Below are 16,286 nucleotides of genomic sequence, written 5' to 3' on the forward strand. Positions count from 1 at the left end.
GGCCGAACGCCCGGTACGCCGCGCCGAGCCGGGTCAGCGGAGCCGGGTCAGCAGGGCCGGGCAGCAGCCCCGCTTCGGCCGAGCGGTGCCGGTGCCGGTGCCGGCGCGCTCGGCGTACCAATCCCGCATCCGGGTGGCGGCGTCGGGCCGGCTCTCCGCCACGGTGAGCTGGAACCGCGCCGATCGCGCCGGCCGGAGGGTGGCGACGACCTCCCCGACGTACAGCCGGAGGTCCTCCGCCTCCTCCCAGAGCACCGGCCCGGTGGCGGCCGCGTCGACCAGCCGCCGCCAGTCGGCGTCCGCCGCCGACACCGTGAGCCGTTCGCCGTGTGGCCAGCGGCGCCGCCACCGGGCGCCGAGCCCCTGATCGAGTTCGCGCTGCGTCGGCGCCGGCACGAAGGCCAGGTCGGCGTGCTCCATGGCGTGCCGGAAGTATCGCCGGGCCTCGGCCAGGGCCGGTCGGCCGTCGAGCCGGGTGCCGACCTCGACACCGGAGAACATCCCGTGTACGGCGTCGAAGTTCGCCGAGAAGAGCGCACCGTACCGGCCGTCGGCGATCACACCCTTGGCGTGGGTGTCCGAGTCGCCGTGGACCGTCACGCCCAGTTCGGCCAGGGCCGCCGTGTCGGCCCGGTGCTCGGGGACGTTGTTGCGGGCCCGGACCAGCAGCCGTACGTCGAGGTCGTGCGCGGCCATCGCCCGGCGCAGCGGATCGAGCAGCAGGTCGGGCCGGTCCCGGATGCCGACCAGGCTGAAGGTGGCGAGCAGCAGCTCCCGCCGGGCCCGACCGATCACGTCGTGTACGGCTTCGAGGATGCCCCGCTCCCGGTGCGGCCCGGCACCGTCCTCGCCGTCGTACGTCCAGATCACGCCCGGCCCGCCGGCCAGCGGTGGCACGGTGACCGGGCTCGGTGCCGGAGTACGCCGGTGCAGCGCGTACTCGGCACCGGGCAGCGCCGCCCAGGTGCAGCCGGCGAACCAGAGCCGGGTGAAGAACCGGGCCAGCCGGTCGACCTCGGCCGGGTCGCCGACCAGCACCCCGTTTTCCCCGGTCGCCCGCTTCCGTTCGGTGTCGACCAGGGCGCTGGTCTCCAGGTTGGCGCTGGAGACCAGCGCCACGCTGTCATCGACGACCAGGAACTTGGCGTGGCAGCCCTCGTGCCCGCGCAGCGCGATCCCGCGCCGGGTCAGCTCGTCGAACTGCTTCTTCTGGGCCTGCACGTCGACCTCGTCGACGTCCTCCAGACTGGACAGGTCGCGCTTGAGCGACTGCTCGGTCCAGGAGGTGACGACGTAGACCCCGCCGTGCAGCCGGTCCACGGCGGCGAAGAGCGCGTCCAGCAGTTCCCGGTCGCCGATCCGGAAACTGGCCAGGAAAATCTTGTGCCGGGCGCCCTGGATCAACTCGATCGCCGCCCGCCGGATCGAGGTGACGGAACCCCGGTAGGTGAACCGGTGCCGGTATTCCCGGTCGGTGTCGGGCGCGTCGAGGAACGGCTGCCCGGGTGCGTTCCGGAGCAGGAAATATCCCTCCGGTGCGGTGACCGCGCCCAGATCCAGCTCCTCCGGCAGCACAGCACCGTCAGGCATAACGGAAGTCCTCCGCCTCGCGCAGCGCGTACACCAGACCGGGGAATCCCAGCCGCCAGGCCCGGTCGCGCAGCTCGGGGCTGCGGGGCAGGGCCGTGACGTCGGCACCCGGCTCGGCAGCGGCGGTGATCCGGCGATCCACCTCGATCAGCGCCTCGGCCGTCCGGTCGGCACCGACCAGGTCGATCGCCACCTCGACCACGGCGTCCTCGCTCCGGGCGGCCAACCCGAGCGGCAGCGCGAGATTCCGGCCCTGGTCGGCGAGGCGCCGGGCGATCGCCCCGGAGATCGAGCAGCGCCACCGGCCCGGTCCGGTCCGGTCCGTCCGGGGCGCCACCCGCTGCGTCCAACCGAGCAGCCCGTCCCAGGCCCGGGCCCGGGTTGCCGGGTCGTGCAGCGCGTCGACCAGCCCGAGCCAGTGCTCGGCGAGCCCGACCGCGCCGGGCAGGTCGAGGCTCACCGGATCGCGCTTGCCGTCCCCGGGCAGGGTGAGGACCGGGCGGTACCGGTCGCCGTCGACCCGCAGCTCGCCCCGGCACCGGTACACCGGGCACCAGCCGTTGCGGCTGATCACCGGCGACTGGGTCACGGGCTCTGCCACCTCGGTGGTCTCCTCGCCCACCCCGGCGACCGTGCCGGCGGCCAGCCGGGCGCGCAGTTCGTCGGTGAGCGTGCTGCCGGCCAGCCGGGGCGGCATCGGGGCGTTCCCGGCCGCCCGGGGGCGGAGCCGCTCGACCTCGCGCAGCCCGGAGGAGCGCGGGTCGAGCACGAGCAGGTCGCCGGTGCGCGGCAGGAGTACGACGTCCAGGCTGACCTGCCGCTTCCGGTACACCGTCCGGGTCCGGGCGGCCCGCTCGGCGCCGGGCGACAGTGGCCGGTACCCGTCGCCGTCCCGGCCCAGTGCCCCGGCGGCGACCAGCCGGCGCGCCGCCACCGGCAGCAGCGTCACCCCGGGCAGGTTGGTGATCTCGAAGAACTCGTCCGGGTCGGCCCGGCCGGTGGTCATCGCCAACTCCAGCACGAACCGCTCCAGCGGGGTCATCTGCACCGGCGCGGCGCGTTCGAACGACACCCCGCGCCACCAGCGGATCGGCACCAGCACCTCGGGCAGTACGGCGACGGTCCCGGGCGCCGGCTCGGCGGGCGGGTCGGCCGGGACGAACTCGATCATGCGACACCCCGCACGGTCACCCGACGCCCTTCGCGATCTCCATGTCGGACCGCTTGTCGAGCAGCCCGAACAGGTTGCGGTAGAACTCCTCCGCCGCCGGTACGCCGTTCAGCCCGCGCAGCGTCGGGGCGTGCCCGACCAGCACCAGCCCCCGGCGGGCCCGGGTGCAGGCGACGTTGAGCCGGCGGATGTCCTGCAACCAGCGGCCGTACCGGGCCGACGGGGTGCCCCGGCCGACGAAGGCCCGGCAGAACGACAGGAAGACGAGGTCGCTCTCCTGGCCCTGGATCTTGTCGATCGCGTCGACCACCTGGAAGTCGAGGGCCCGGAAGTCGTCGAACGCCGGCCCGCCGAGCCGACCCCTGATCTCGGCGGCCTGCCGGCGATAGAACGTCAGCACGCTGACCGTCACCCGGTCGCCGCCCGACCGTCGCAGCCGCGCCTCCCACGAGCGGCACATCCGGGCGACCAGGTCCGCCTCGAGTTCGTTGACGAAGCCACTGCCGACGGTGCGCTCCTTCGCCCGGCCGCCGTAGACCGAGGTGTCCACCAGTACCACCGGGGTGTTGGTGCCGCCGTACCGCAGCGGGGTCACGTCCGGCCGGTCCGGCGTCAGGTAGTCGCCGCCGTAGACCGGACCCGAGACCAGCGACGCGATCGGCTCGATCATCCGGCGCTGCACCCGCAACCGTTGCCGCAACGCTGGCGGCACACCGGCGACCGAGACCTCGAAGAGGCTGCGCACCAGGTGGTCGCGCATCGCGGTCAGCAGGGTACGTTCGGCGTCCGCACCGTCGGAGCCCAGCCGGCGCCACGCGGCCTCGAAGGTGCGCTGGTACCGCTGCCGCCAGCTCCCCGACTCCCGCAGCCGCTCCGCCGTCGCCAGTACGGTGTCGGTGCGGAACTGGTGCAGCTCCTCGTCCTCGGTCCAGATCGCGGCGAGCTGGTCGACCGCGGCCCGCAGGTCGGCGGCGGCGCCCCGGCCGACCATGTGCAGCGCGGCGAGCGCGTGCAGGTGGTGCTCGTCGGTCGGCTCCACGTACGGCGGGAGCTGGTGCTCGTCGCCGACCAGCACCCAGCGGCGGGCCCGGACCGCCCCGATCAGGAACTCGCTGTCCACCACCCGGCTCGCCTCGTCCACGATCAGCGTGTCGAAGTCGGCGTCGCCGAGATCGCGGTTCACCCCGGTGGTCGTGCAGCAGATCAGGTTCGCCGACCGGCGCAGGTCGGCGTCGACCTGGTCGGCCAGCGACTCCGGGGAGCCGCCGACCAGCCCGGAGAGCGCGAACCAGCGCTGCTCCAGGTGGATCCGCTGCTCGCGCCGGGTCAGCTCGGCGTCGAACCGGTCCCGCCAGCGCCGTACCTCCGGTTCGGGCCGGCCGACCGGGTCCTGGTCGGTCAGCGTCCGTACCCGGTCTCCGGCGCGCCCGGCCTCGGCGCGGGCCGCCTCGGTCTCGGCCTGCCGGCGCTGCACCTCGGCGCCGTGCCATCGCTCCCCGGTGACCCGCTCCGCCTCCAGCGCGGCGGCCCGGGTCCGGGCCGCCTCCCAGCGCCCGGACCAGGACCGCCGGTCGTGGTCGAGCCGGCGGCGTTCCGCCTCGCTCGCCCGGTAGGCCTCGCCCAGCCGGGCCACCTCGTCGGGAGCCTCGAAGAAGACCCGGACCCGGGACCAGAACCGCCGGCTCAGCGGCACCGCCGCGAGTTGCGCGCGCAGCGCCTCGGTCCGGGCCGCCACCGGGGGCAGGGCCGCCGCCAGCCGCTCCAGCGCCGCGGCCGCCTCGATCTCCCCGGCCCGGCTGCCGGCCAGGTCGGCCGCCAGCCGTTCCCGCCAGGCGCGGCGATCGTGCTCCGCCGACCGCAGCGCCTCGGCCCCCGCCCGCCGCCGGGCGTCGGCGGCCAGGAAGGCGTCCACCGCGTCGCGCCGGTCCCGCAGCCGGTCGGCCTCGGCCTGCCAGCGCCCGGCCTGCGAGTTCGCCGGCCGGCGGGCCTGCCGCAGGTACGTCCGGCTGACCTCCTTCGGCAGGTACCGGCGGAGTTCCTTGGCGACCCGGGACTCGTCCCAGGAGATCCGCAGCGCCAGGATCCCCGGCTGGTCGGCGAGTCGGCGCAGCACCTCGTCGACGGCCACGTGCATCGGGGCGAGCAGCAGCACCCGCTCGCCCCGACCGACGAGTTGGCGCACGACCTCGGTGATCACCGTCGTCTTGCCGGTGCCGGGCGGGCCCTGCACGTGGTAGACGTGCGGGGTACGGACGGCACCGCTCACCGCGGCCCGCTGCTCCGGGTTGAGCCGGTCGTCGAAGTACGCCGGCAGTGGCGGCAACTCCACCGCCGGCAGCCGCCCCGGGGCGCCGAGCAGCAGTGCCAGGTGCTCCCAGTCGCCCTCGACCTGCTCGTCGAGGAACCGGCTCAGCGCGGCGCTGTGCTTGCCGAGCGCGAACCGGCCCTGCTGCTCCAGCCGGACCGGGGTCTGCGGCGCGATCGGCGTACGGGGTGCGGCCAGGGCGAGCATCGGGGCGGCGCCGTCCGGTTCGACCGAGAGCAGCCGCAGCTCCGCCGTTGCCTCCGGGACGTTTGCCGTCACCGCGTCCCGGCCCGCTGTCGCATCCGGAGCGCGCACCGTCACGGTACGCCCCTCGGCGAAGGTGGCCGGCTGGTCGAGCCGGAGCCAGAGCACCGGCTGCTCCGCCAGCCGACCCTCGCCGACCACGGTCGCGCTGCCGCGTACCGTGCCCTCGTGAATGCTGCGCTGCTCCAGCAGCTCCAGCATCTGGAGCAGCGGCTGGTAGCGGCGCCGGATCCGGGCGTGCAGGTCGCCCCGGGGCCGGGGTTGCGCGGCACCGCGGTGCAGCTCGCGGCCGGCCGAGTCCCGCAGCGACCGTCGCCGTTGGACGATCCGCAGCCCCTCGGTGAACGTCTCCACCAGCTCCGGGAGGTAGCAGTACTCCTCGTCCCAGACCGGCACCAGGCGGACCTGTCCGGGCCGGACCGTCTCGGTGCGGCCCAGTCCACGCGCCGGCTTCACCGAGGTGACGTACGCCTGCGGTACGCCGCTGTCCCGGGCGCCGCGGGACTGGGCGTAGACCTCGAACCGGGTACCGGTCAGCCGGTAGTACCGGCCGTCCTTCCCGGTCAACTCCTCGACCAGCAGACCCCCGGCGAGGTCCGCCCGGATCTCGTCGAGGCCGTGCTCGGCGAGCCAGCGGGCCCGTTGCGGGTACGACAGGCACACCTCGGTCTGCTCGGCCTCGCTCGGCGCGAACAGCTCGGGCTCGGTCGCTCGGCAGTACTCGTCGGCCCACGACTGCGGAATGCGGAGCGGTGCCATCCCGGGCACCGTCACCGGTCGTCGCGGAGGAAGCGGAGTTCGACGCAGAGCTCGTCGACGTCGTTCCCGTCCCCGTGCAGCGCCCAGTACGCGGTGAGCAGCCCGGACGCCTCCGCCCGGAGCGACTCGGTGTGCTCGGCCGCGATCGGCTGCGTGCCGTGCGCCAGCACCGACTTGTTCCGGGCCCAGGTCCGGTCGCGCAGCTCGCGCAGCCGCTCCGGGTCGACCAGCCCGGTACGCCGGGCCAGTTCGTCGTCGAGCGAGGCGAGCAGGATGGCGGCGGCGAACAGCGTCAGCTTGTTGGGCGGCCCGGCGGAGGCGGGCGGGGCGAGCGAGCGGGACACCTCGGCGTAGCCGGCCCGGACGGCGGCGGGGTCACCGAGGTGGGACCAGTCGCAGTCGTCCGGGTCGAATCCGGGATAGCGGTGCCGCAGCCGCGTGGTCAGGCAGGCCTCGACGGTCCGGTAGAACAGCAGCGCCGCGAAGTCGTGCCGGCCGAGCTGCTGGTAGTGCAGCCCGAGCACGTAGAAGCAGACCACGAAGGCGGTGGTGTCGCCGGCCGCCAACCGGCGGGCGAAGGAGAGCTGCCGGTCGATGGTCGCCGAGGTGTCCGGCCGGAGGTGCCGGCGGCCCTGCCTTAGGCCCTGCTCCACCCCGGCGACCGCGGCCGGCAGCGCGGCCAGGTCGAGGTCGCACCAGGTCCGGTACAGCTCGGCGAGGGCACGCATCAGCCGGGCCCGGCCGGGCACCGCGATCCGTTCGGCGATCTCGTCGTAGCGGCGCCGGGCCGCCTCGAACGCGCCGGACCGGAACATCTCCAGCGCCCGGGCGAGTTCCTGCTCGCCGAAGAGCGTGGTCGGGTTCTCCAGGGAGATGAGCCGGACCTCGCCGTGCCGGAGCTGCCGGGTCACCGGGTCGAACTGGTTCTCGATGTAGGTCAGCCCGAGGTTGAGCTGCCAGGCGGCCAGCGCCGCGGCGGCACTCATCACCTTCCGGCCACCGGTGATGTCGATGACCGCGTGCCGCCCGTCGCGCCCGGCCAGCTCCCGGGCGATCTGCTGGTACATGTCGAGCGGGTCGCTGGCGTCCACCGGTACGTGCCGGAAGTCCTGGTGCCGCAGCCGGTCCGGGCCGACCAGCCGCTGGCCGATCAGGTCCACACTGTCCGGTGCGTCCCGGGAGGTGATCACGACGAGCCGGCTCGGGCGGAGCAACTCGTAGGTGAGCACCGTCGGGGTGGCCGCGAAGCCGCAGAGGCTGATCAGCACCTCGACCTTGCGCCGGGGCAGGTCGCTGGCGGCCCGGGCCCGGGCGACCGCGTCGGCGAGCAGATGGTCGAGATAGTACGCGGTGGCCTGGAGGGCGGGGCTGCCGTCGGCGTACCGCTGCTCGCCGCGTTCGATCCGGCGCATCGTCTCGACCCGTTCGGCGAAGGATCCCGCTTCGTCAGACGGCATGCCTGACCCTATCGAACGGGGTCGCTCACTGCGCGACGATGTGATCCGGCGTGCTGGCCGGTAGACCGCGAGTTGGTCTACCGAGCGCTGCTTGGCCGGCGTGAGGACCAGGGGCCGGGTCTGCTTCTGAAAGGGGTGACCCCGGGTTGGTCAGAAATGTGACAGCGTAGGCGATTCGCAATCGGGCGCCTGACGACAATGGTCCGGCTCCGTTCAGGCGACGGACCCGGCGACGGCACCACTTGACGCGTCATAGGGTCGTCCGCGCAGACGGAGAACTGCCAGGTGATCCGATCGGTGCTGAACGGCCCGGGCCGGCGCGGTGGACCGGTCAGCGTGGGGTCGACAGGTCCAGGAGCAACTCGTCGAGGACCAACTCCTCCTCGACCCGTACGCCGTGCCGGCGCATGGCCGTGGTCAGCCCGGTATCCCACGTCGCCTCGGCCGGAGTTCCGCGCAGCGACCCCGGCACGCCGGCGTGGACCGCACCCAGGTACGCGGAGGTGTCGTACCGCCACGGCTGCCACGGCACCCGGGCCCGGAGCAGGTTGGCGATCCGCACCCCGCCCCAGTCGAAGTCGCCGTGGTAGCGCAGCTCGCATCCGCCGACCGCCAGGGCGGCGAGCAGGCGCAGCGCCGCGGTCGTCGGCTGGCCGTTGACACAGACCAGCGGCGGGCACGCCCGGCCGAGCCGGTCCGCCGCGGCGGCGAGAATCGTCGGATTCTCACAGACGTGCACGCGGGCCGCGTGGAAGCCGGGTCGCGCACGAGCGATCTGCCGCAGGGTGAGCACCACCGGTTCGCCGAGGTCGGCAGCGGACGCGGTGAGGGCGTGCAGCCGGCTGCCGGCCACGGCGGGCAGGTTGAGCGCGAGCACGGTCGAGGACAACTCGTCGACGAGTACGCCGACCGCGTCCCACAGCGCGCGCCGCTGCTCCGCGGCGGAGGCGGGCAGCGGTCCGGCCCGCCACCAGGTGGCCCGGACGGCGGAGAGCGCGAGCGTCGAAAGCGGACGGTCGGGGTCGAGCGCGTGCGCGTCGCCGGTGGCGTGCACCGCGAGCCGCGCCAGTGGTACGCCGCCAGCGGGCAGTTCGCCGAGCACGGCAACCAGGTCGGCGGTGAGCCGGGCCGCCGCCTCCGGGGTCCGGCCGAGCCGCCGGAGCAGCGGGAGCGTGCCCGGGTCGGCGTACCAGCCGGACAACTCTGCCCTGCGCTCGCGCAACGCCGCCAGCGGCGCCTGTGCGGTACGCCAGGCGGCCGCCTCCGCGGCCCGGACGTCCGCGACTACCGCGACTGCTCCACCGAGCAACTCGACCGCGGCGGCCAGGCCCTCGCTGTGCATTCCGCTGCGCCGGACGACGCGGTCGAGTTCGTCGAGGTTGACGGTGAGCGAGGTGCCACGCCCGGGGCGCCGCCCCAGCAGCCGCTCCACCGCCCGTCGCTCATCCTCCGTGGCATGGTCGAGCGAGAGGACGCCGGTGAGGGCCCGGCCGTGGGCCAGCCGGTGACGCAGCCGTTGCACGAGCCGGGCCGTATCCGCCCCGCCGAGTTGGCGGCGCAGTCGCTCCGGGTCGGTCACTCGACAGCCCGCAGGCCCGGCGACTGTTCGTCGGGCCCGGCGAAGGTCGCCGGGTCGCCGGGCTCCGAATCACGCTGCCGGGGCGGCTGCGGTGTGGTAGGGGGCAACAGGTGCCGCTCACGGCCGTCCCACCGCCACGGCGTGACCAGTACGGCGTCGATGCCCTCGTGCCGGGCCAGCTGAGCGATGCCGAGGCCGGGGACCTGCGGGTAGCAGCCCCACTCGCGCTCGCTGGTCATCACCACGTCCAGGTCGAAGGTGGCGAGCAACCCGAGGCATTTGGCCCGGGAGTCGTCGTCGACCCCGGCGAACGCCTCGTCCAGGGCGATCAGCCTCGGGGCGTACGGGTTGCCGGCGGAGCCGTAGTACGACGAGGCCGCCGCGAACAGCGGGATGCTGGCGGCGAGTACCCGTTCGCCGCCGGAGGCGGGGCCGGTCGCCGGACGCCACTGCCCGTCCTGGCGGCGCTGCACGGCGAACTCGTGCCAGGCGCGGTAGTCCAGTGCCCGGGTGAGCTGTTCGGTCCAGGTGGCCGCCTCGTCGCGCAGGCGTTCCCGGTCGATCTGCTGTTGCAGGAACGCGCCGACGGTACGGCGGTCCTCCTCGTTCCACACGTCGGTGCTCTGCCGCAGTTGCCGGGCGCGCAACTCGGCGAGGCCGGCGGGCGCGTCCCGGGTCGGCCGCCACAGCAGGCGCAGCCGCATCCCGGTCGACGTCGGGCGCGCCTCCAGCTCGCTGTTCATGCTCTCGACCTGCCGTTCGGCGCCGGAGATGAGTTCCTGGAGGGCGCCGGCGACCTCGTTGACCAGGTGGGTCTCCAGCACCTCCCGCTCGTGGGCCGAGAGCACCCGTTGCCGTTCCTCGATCTCGCCGACGAGCGCTGCGGCGAGGTCCGCGACGGTACGGGCCTGCCCCTGGAAACCCACCTCCACGATCATCGTTTCTTCCCGTACAGCGGGCAGCACCTGGTGCCCGTGCCGGGAGAGATTGTCGGCGAGCAGCTTGATGTCGACGCTGACCTGCTGTTGCAGGCGTTCCCACCGGGCGTGGTCGGTGTCGACCTCGGCGAGTGACCGGTCGATGCCACGGGCGAGCGCCACCGCCGGGGTGGCGGCCCAGGGCTGCCGTGGATCGGGCACGTCCTGCCCGGGGCAGACCAGGCCGATCAGGCCGGTGCCGGCGAAGGCGCGCAGGGCCTCCACGGCCTCGTCCCGGCCGCGGCTGACCTCGTCGAGTTCCCGTTCGAGCCCGTCCCGCCGGCCGCTGGCGACACCACGCGCGTCACGGGCCGCGCCCTCCTGCTCGCGGGTGCTGCGCTGCGTCTCCGCACACCGGGCCAGTGCCCCGGTCACCTCGCCGATCTGCCGTTGCAGTTCGGCGACGGAGGCTCCGGCGGTCGCGTCGAGCGTATCGAACTCGATCTGGGCCGCGGCGGCCTGCCGCTGGGCCGAGGCGGCCTCCTCGGCGGCCGGTTCGAGCCGGGCCAGCCGCTCCTGGTACGCCCGCCGCGCCTCGCCGTACCGCCGCGCCGTCGTCCATGCGCCGCCCACCGTCGGCCACCACGCGGCGAGCGCCACCCGGTACGCCTGCAACCCCTCGCGTACGTCGGCGAGCTGCTCGGCGGCGTACGGCAGCCCGACGTCACCGGCGAAGTCGGTTGCCTCGGCCAGCGTGGCGGCGGCTACTGCGGCGGCCGCCTCCAGTTCCGTCCGCGCCTCGTCCCGCCGGGCGAGCGTCTCCCGGCGGTGGTCGTAGGCGGCCCGGACGAGGGTGTGCGCCTCGTGCACCGGTTGGTCGGCGGGAAGCGCCTCGGCCTCCTCGACGATCCGTCGGCGTCGCCCGTCGAGCGCGGTGCGCTGCTCGGTGAGGTCGTCCGCCAGCGCCGACAGCTCGGCGGCCTCGTGCCGCAGCCGGCTGACCCGGGCACGTCTCGCCGCCGCCCGGGCCCCGTCGCCGATGTGTTCCGCCGCCGGCTTCGTCCACCGCCCGGCGACGATGCCGGTGCCGTATCGGCCGTTCGGGTCGACCCACGTCACCGCCGACCCGGCGCCGTACCCGATCGCGGCCAGTACGTCGGCCACCTGCCGGTCGGTGAGCGCGGCGGCGCCGGGATCGGCGGCGTCGATGGCCGGCCGGAGCAGGCCGTCGAGGTTCACCGGACCGGAACCGGTCGGTCGCGGCACCGGGTCGCCGGAGACCGGGTCGGTCGGTCGCAGCACCGTGTCGCCGGAGACCGGGTCGCGCAGCGAGCCGTCCGGGTCGAGCCAGGCGTCGAGCACTCCGGCGGCCTCCAGGGCGGCCTCGATGCCGGCCCGGTCGGCGTCCGGCACGCTCTCCGCGAAGTCCACCACCCGCCACAGCGGCGCACCGGGCCGGTCCGCCCGTACCTCCGGCACCCGGGTGTGCGGCGTCGGCGGCGGCTGGTGTACGCCGTCGGCGAGCCGGCGCAACTCCGCGTCGATCTCGTCCAGCCGGTCCCGGGTACGGCGCTGCTCGGCCTCCAGCGCGGCGTCGCGCCGGGCGACCACCTCGGTCGCCGAGGTGGCGGCCCGGGCGATCTCCCTGGTCGCCGGGTTGTCACCGGCCAGCCCGGAGACCCACTGCTCCAGTTGGGCGAGGACGGCCTCGGGGTCGGAGATCGGCAGCTCGACCAGGCCGGCGAGGTGTTCCCGGACCCGCCGGACCAGCAGGTCGCCCTGCTGTGTCGCGGACGTCTCCGCGTCGGCGATCCGCAGGTCGGCGGCGGCCAGCTCCCCGTCGAGCCGGTCGAGTTCCCGGCGCGCCCGGTCCGCCCGTACCTTCGCGGCGTCGGCCGCCTCGCGCAGCCGGTCGAGGGTACGCAGCGCGGTGGTCCAGGTGTCGACCAGCTCGGCGGCGGCGCGGCTCGCCTCGGTCAGTCCGCCGGTCGCGGTGTGGCCCGCCGTCCCAGGCTCGGCGGTCCCGGTGCGGTCCGCTTCGGCTGGCCCATCGGTGCCCGGACGGTCGGCGGCCTCGGTCGGCTCGCCGGTCGGCCCGGTCGGCAGTGCGGCGACCACCCGGTTACGGTGCCGATCCGCGATCATCGCCCGTTCCGCGCTCTCCGCCACCTCCTGCCGGGCAGCCGTCTCGGCTTCCTCGGCGTGCCGCAGCTCCTCGGTCATCTCGTCGAGGAGGCGGCGGTTGCGGGCGACGTCCGACTCGACGTCGTGCAGATGTTCCCGCTGGCGGCGGGCGAGCCGGGCCCGTTCCTGGGCGATCTCCCGCAGCCGGTGCAGGTGCTCCGCCGTCCGGGCCTCCGGGCTCTCCGCGAGCGCCTGCCGCCGTGCCGCCAAGTCGCGGTTCTGGTGCTCCAACTCGTCGAGGCGGGCCTGCGCCTGCCGGACCCGCTCGTCCGCCTCCGCGTACGCCCGCTGGGCCTCGACGAGGTCGCGGCCGAGGTGCTCGTAGCGGCTGTGCCGTTGGCGTAGCACGCCGGCCTTGCGTTTGGTCGCCACCTGCGCGTACCGCCGGTAGCGGGCCAGGAAGTCGTCGGCGGCACGTTTCGTCTCCGCCAGCTCCCGCAGCGTCTCCCGCTCGTCGTCGAGGCTGCGGAACGCCTCGGCCACCTGGGCGATCAGGTTCTCGTCCAGCGGTGGCAGGGCGTCGCCGAGCGCCCGGGACAGGCTCTTCTCGTCCGGCCGCTTCGACAGCTGTGGCTGGCGTAGCTTGATCAGCAGCGAGATCAGCGCCTCGTACCGGTTGCCGAGCCCGAACAGTGCCTCGTCGACGGCCCGCCGGTAGTCGCCGGCCCGGTCGTAGACCATGCCCGCGCCGCCGAGCGCGTCGCGGAGCCGTTCCCGGGCCAGTGCCGTGCCGGCCGGGGTGAGCAACCGCAGGTCCGGGCCGATCCGTTGACTGGTGACGAAGAACCAGTGCCGGGCGATGCCGCGCCCGGCGACCGCCTTCAGCCCGGCGCCGAGGGTCAGGAAGTGGTACCGGCCGTCGGCGTCCCGGCGGCCGAACTCCAGCCAGGTGTAGCCGAGCCGCTCGGGGTGCGGGTGCCGGCCGCCGAGCAGCAGGTTCCATTCCATCCGCTTGTTCGGGTCGCCGTCCGGCTCCACCCGGTACGGCGCGAGTTCCCCGTCGAGCAGGAACGGCAGGGTCAGCGCCAGCACCTTCGACTTGCCGGTGCCGTTGTTGCCGCGCAGCAGCAGGCTCCCGCCGTGGAAGTGGAACTCCTCCTGGTCGTAGTAGAAGATGTCCACCAGGCCGGCACGCAGCGGCTGCCAGCGCTCCCGCTCGGGCAGGGGCAGTGCCGGGGGCGTGGGCACCGTCACAGCGCGGGTTCCTTCCGTTCGCGGATGGTCGGGTCGGCCAGGGCGTACCGGGCGATCGCCGGACGGGCGACCACGAGCGGGTCGTCGGCCGGCTCGACGGTGATCAGCTTGAGCGCGCGCAGCGCCTCCAGCGCGGTCGCCACCAGGTCGAGCTCGGCGCCCGGGTCGGTCGCGTGCTTGCGCCAGTAGGACCGGTGTTCCCGGGCCAGCGTCCGGGTGTGCCGGTGCAGCTCGCTGACCCGTACGCCCCGGTCGGCCGTGGCGATCCGCTCGGCCAGCAGCAGGGTCAGGTGGCTCTGCATACCCTCCGCGGGCATCCGCACGTCGGTCAGTTCGTCGTCCGGGTCCACCATCGCGATCCCCTCGGCCCGCACCTCCGCGACCAGTCCGGTCAGCTGGGTGATCCGGTTGAGCAGCGCGAAACGCTGACTGGTCAGATAGGCCCGTTCGGGGTCGGAGAGTTCGTCGTAGTAGACCACGGGTTGTTCCAGCAGCAGCCGGGTCAGCCGGTGGCGCAGCGCGCGGTTCCGTGCGTCGTCGAGGTCGAGTACGACCTCCCGGGTCAGCGCGTCCAGCCGCCCGGTCGGGGTCGACTCGGAGATCATCGACGGGCCGCGTGCGGCGGCGAGCAGCCCGGAGACGACCCGGCGGTCCACGTCGTAGAGGACGTCTCCGCTGGCGCCCAGATACGCCTCCTCGTCGCCGGCCACCCGGCGCAGCACCCCCCAGCGCAGCAGCAGCCGGACCACGGCCACCATGTCGGCGCGGCGTTCCCGTCTGTCGAGGGTGAACGTGAACCCGGTGTCCGCCAGCGCCGGCTCGGCGGCGGCCAGCACGATCTCCTCGGCCAGCCGGCCGAGCGTGACCTGACCGTCGGCGCGCTCCAGCGCGGCCATGGCCAGGCAGGTCAGTACGTACCGCTGCCGGGAGAACGGGGTCTTCGCGCGCGGGTCGCGGGCGGGATGGGTCTCGTCGTACGGGTCGGCGGTGAGCTTCATCAGCCGGATCGTCTGCGCGTCGGCGACGAGACGCCAGCCGGTCTCGCGTTCGAACCACTCCCGCAGCTCCGAGGCGCACGCCCGGACCAGCCGGAACTCTTCGGTGTCGGTGATACCGGCGACCAGCAGTGGACGGGCGAGCAGGATCCGCGCCGCCTGCCGCAGCCGTACCGCCGGCTCGTCGCCGGCCGAGATCCTGGTTCTTCTCATCGGGCGGCCAGGGCCGGGGCGAGATCGGTGATCTCGATCAGGTGGTCGGGGCCGGTGAGCACGCCGTCCCGGGTGACGACGCGTACCGGAGGAGCATGCTCCAGCCGGGCGAGCCGGACCAGCAGCGTGCCGTCGGACGTGGTGGTGACCACCTCGTCGGCGTCCGGTCGCCGCGCGGCGAGCGCGTCGCCGAGCAGTTGCAGGAAGAGCCGGAACTCGGCGCTGTCCAGCTCGCCGAGCTGCGAGAGCATGATCGGGCCGGGGGTGGCGAGCGCCGCCCGAGCCCTCGCCACCTGCGCGGACTGGAGTTCCATCCGCTCGGCGAGGAGCCGCCGCTGCTCGGAACGGTCGATCACCCGGTTCGGGGAGCCCCGCCGCTCGTACGACCCGGTCCGCCGCAGTCGGGGGCTGATCTCCAGCCGCGGTGCCTGGGCCCAGGGTGTCGAGGCGGAGACCGGCTGCTCCTCGGCCAGGGCGAGGCTCTCCGCCGTGGTGCTGAGATGACGTGCGGGGGAGAGCCCGAAGGCGGTGTGCCAGAGCCGGTGCGCGGACTCGTCGTCCGGGGCCTGGGCGAACCAGAGCGCCAGGGTCCGGAAGTCGGCCGAGCGGTCGGATCGGCCGGCCCGCCGTTCGTTGATCGCCGCCACCGTGCCCAGTAGCTGGCGGATCGCACCGATCGCCGCCGACCGCAGCAGCCTGGCCTGCGACTGCCGGCCGCTGTCGGCGCTGACGAACCAGTCGCGCAGGCCCTGCCAGCGCTGCTGCCACGCGGCCAGCGCCTCCCGGGTGGCTCTCTGCCGCGCCTGCTCGTCGGTGTTGTCGACCGGGGCGGCGTCGATCGCCTCGCGCCGCGCCGCCACCTCCAGGAGCGGATCTACGCCCGCCGCCTCGATCTGCCCGGCCAGCGCGGCGATCTCGGCGCCACGGTTGGCGAGATCGGCGATGAACCGCTCGATGTACGAGATCAGTTGCTCCTTGTACGCGAGGAAGACCTCCACCTCCGCGTCGGCGAAGTCGACGGTACGGCGTAGCGAGGCCATGAACGCCTGCGCGTTGTCGGCCAGCCCGGTGAACCGGTCGACCAGACTCATCAACAGCAGGTGCGTCTTGGCCGCGTCCGGCGGATCGCCGGCCCCCGCCTCGGTGGCGACGACCAGCAGCGCGCGCAACTGACCCGCGATGTCCGACAGCGCGACCGACTGGAGCGCCCCGCGCCGCGCCACCGACTCCTCGTAGACGGCGATCGCCTGCTCGGCGGCGTGCCCGTGCGGACTGAGCTGGTAGAGGTAGCGGGCCCGGTGGAAGTCCTCGACGGTGGTGACCCGGCCGGTGTCGGGGTCGGCCCGTAGGTTTCCCCACTCGGCGAGCTGGGTCAGGGCGGCGGTGACGGCCTCGGCTGACGTACCGGCGCCGAGTTCGGCGAGTACGTCCTCCGGGCGCAGGTGCACCGTGAAGCGCTGCTTGGCGCGGACGAAGGTCGCCAGGACGGCCCGGTAGAGCGCGACGTTCTGGGCTTGCAGGTGTGCGAAGGGCTGCACGGAGGGCTCGGTCCGGGCGGACATCGAGCCATCATCGCATCGGCGAGGCCGGGCCGGTCGTACCGGCCGGCCCTGGCGTTTCGAGCTGGCCGGTGGCGCTGGCGCTGGTACCTCGTGATC

General features: G+C 74.3%; 8 protein-coding genes. All 8 read right to left on the bottom strand.

Annotated features, from left to right (window positions below; translation table 11 throughout):
• Positions 1-33: 33 nt before the first annotated feature.
• Complete coding sequence (locus ACSMXO_RS06575) at positions 34-1,590, bottom strand: phospholipase D-like domain-containing protein (protein WP_455417043.1); 1,557 nt, start codon at positions 1,588-1,590, stop codon at positions 34-36.
• Positions 1,583-2,761: a hypothetical protein gene (locus ACSMXO_RS06580; RefSeq protein ID WP_455417044.1), complete on the bottom strand. Its 1,179-nt coding sequence runs from the start codon at positions 2,759-2,761 to the stop codon at positions 1,583-1,585. Before ACSMXO_RS06580 ends, ACSMXO_RS06575 begins: the two co-directional genes overlap by 8 nt.
• A gap of 16 nt (positions 2,762-2,777) precedes the next feature.
• Positions 2,778-6,089: an AAA domain-containing protein gene (locus ACSMXO_RS06585; protein WP_455417045.1), complete on the bottom strand. Its 3,312-nt coding sequence runs from the start codon at positions 6,087-6,089 to the stop codon at positions 2,778-2,780.
• 11 nt (positions 6,090-6,100) lie between these two features.
• A complete protein-coding gene (locus tag ACSMXO_RS06590) occupies positions 6,101-7,546 on the bottom strand; it encodes a TIGR02710 family CRISPR-associated CARF protein (RefSeq protein WP_455417046.1) in 1,446 nt (481 codons plus the stop codon).
• Between the two features lie 331 nt (positions 7,547-7,877).
• Positions 7,878-9,125: a TIGR02679 family protein gene (locus ACSMXO_RS06595; protein WP_455417047.1), complete on the bottom strand. Its 1,248-nt coding sequence runs from the start codon at positions 9,123-9,125 to the stop codon at positions 7,878-7,880.
• Positions 9,122-13,420, bottom strand: coding sequence for a TIGR02680 family protein (locus ACSMXO_RS06600; RefSeq protein WP_455417048.1), 4,299 nt, complete (start codon positions 13,418-13,420; stop codon positions 9,122-9,124). Before ACSMXO_RS06600 ends, ACSMXO_RS06595 begins: the two co-directional genes overlap by 4 nt.
• Positions 13,417-14,628: a TIGR02678 family protein gene (locus tag ACSMXO_RS06605; RefSeq protein ID WP_455417049.1), complete on the bottom strand. Its 1,212-nt coding sequence runs from the start codon at positions 14,626-14,628 to the stop codon at positions 13,417-13,419. Before ACSMXO_RS06605 ends, ACSMXO_RS06600 begins: the two co-directional genes overlap by 4 nt.
• Positions 14,625-16,190, bottom strand: coding sequence for a TIGR02677 family protein (locus tag ACSMXO_RS06610; protein ID WP_455417050.1), 1,566 nt, complete (start codon positions 16,188-16,190; stop codon positions 14,625-14,627). Before ACSMXO_RS06610 ends, ACSMXO_RS06605 begins: the two co-directional genes overlap by 4 nt.
• Between the last annotated feature and the right edge of the window lie 96 nt (positions 16,191-16,286).

It is taken from the genome of Plantactinospora sp. DSM 117369 (assembly GCF_053764795.1).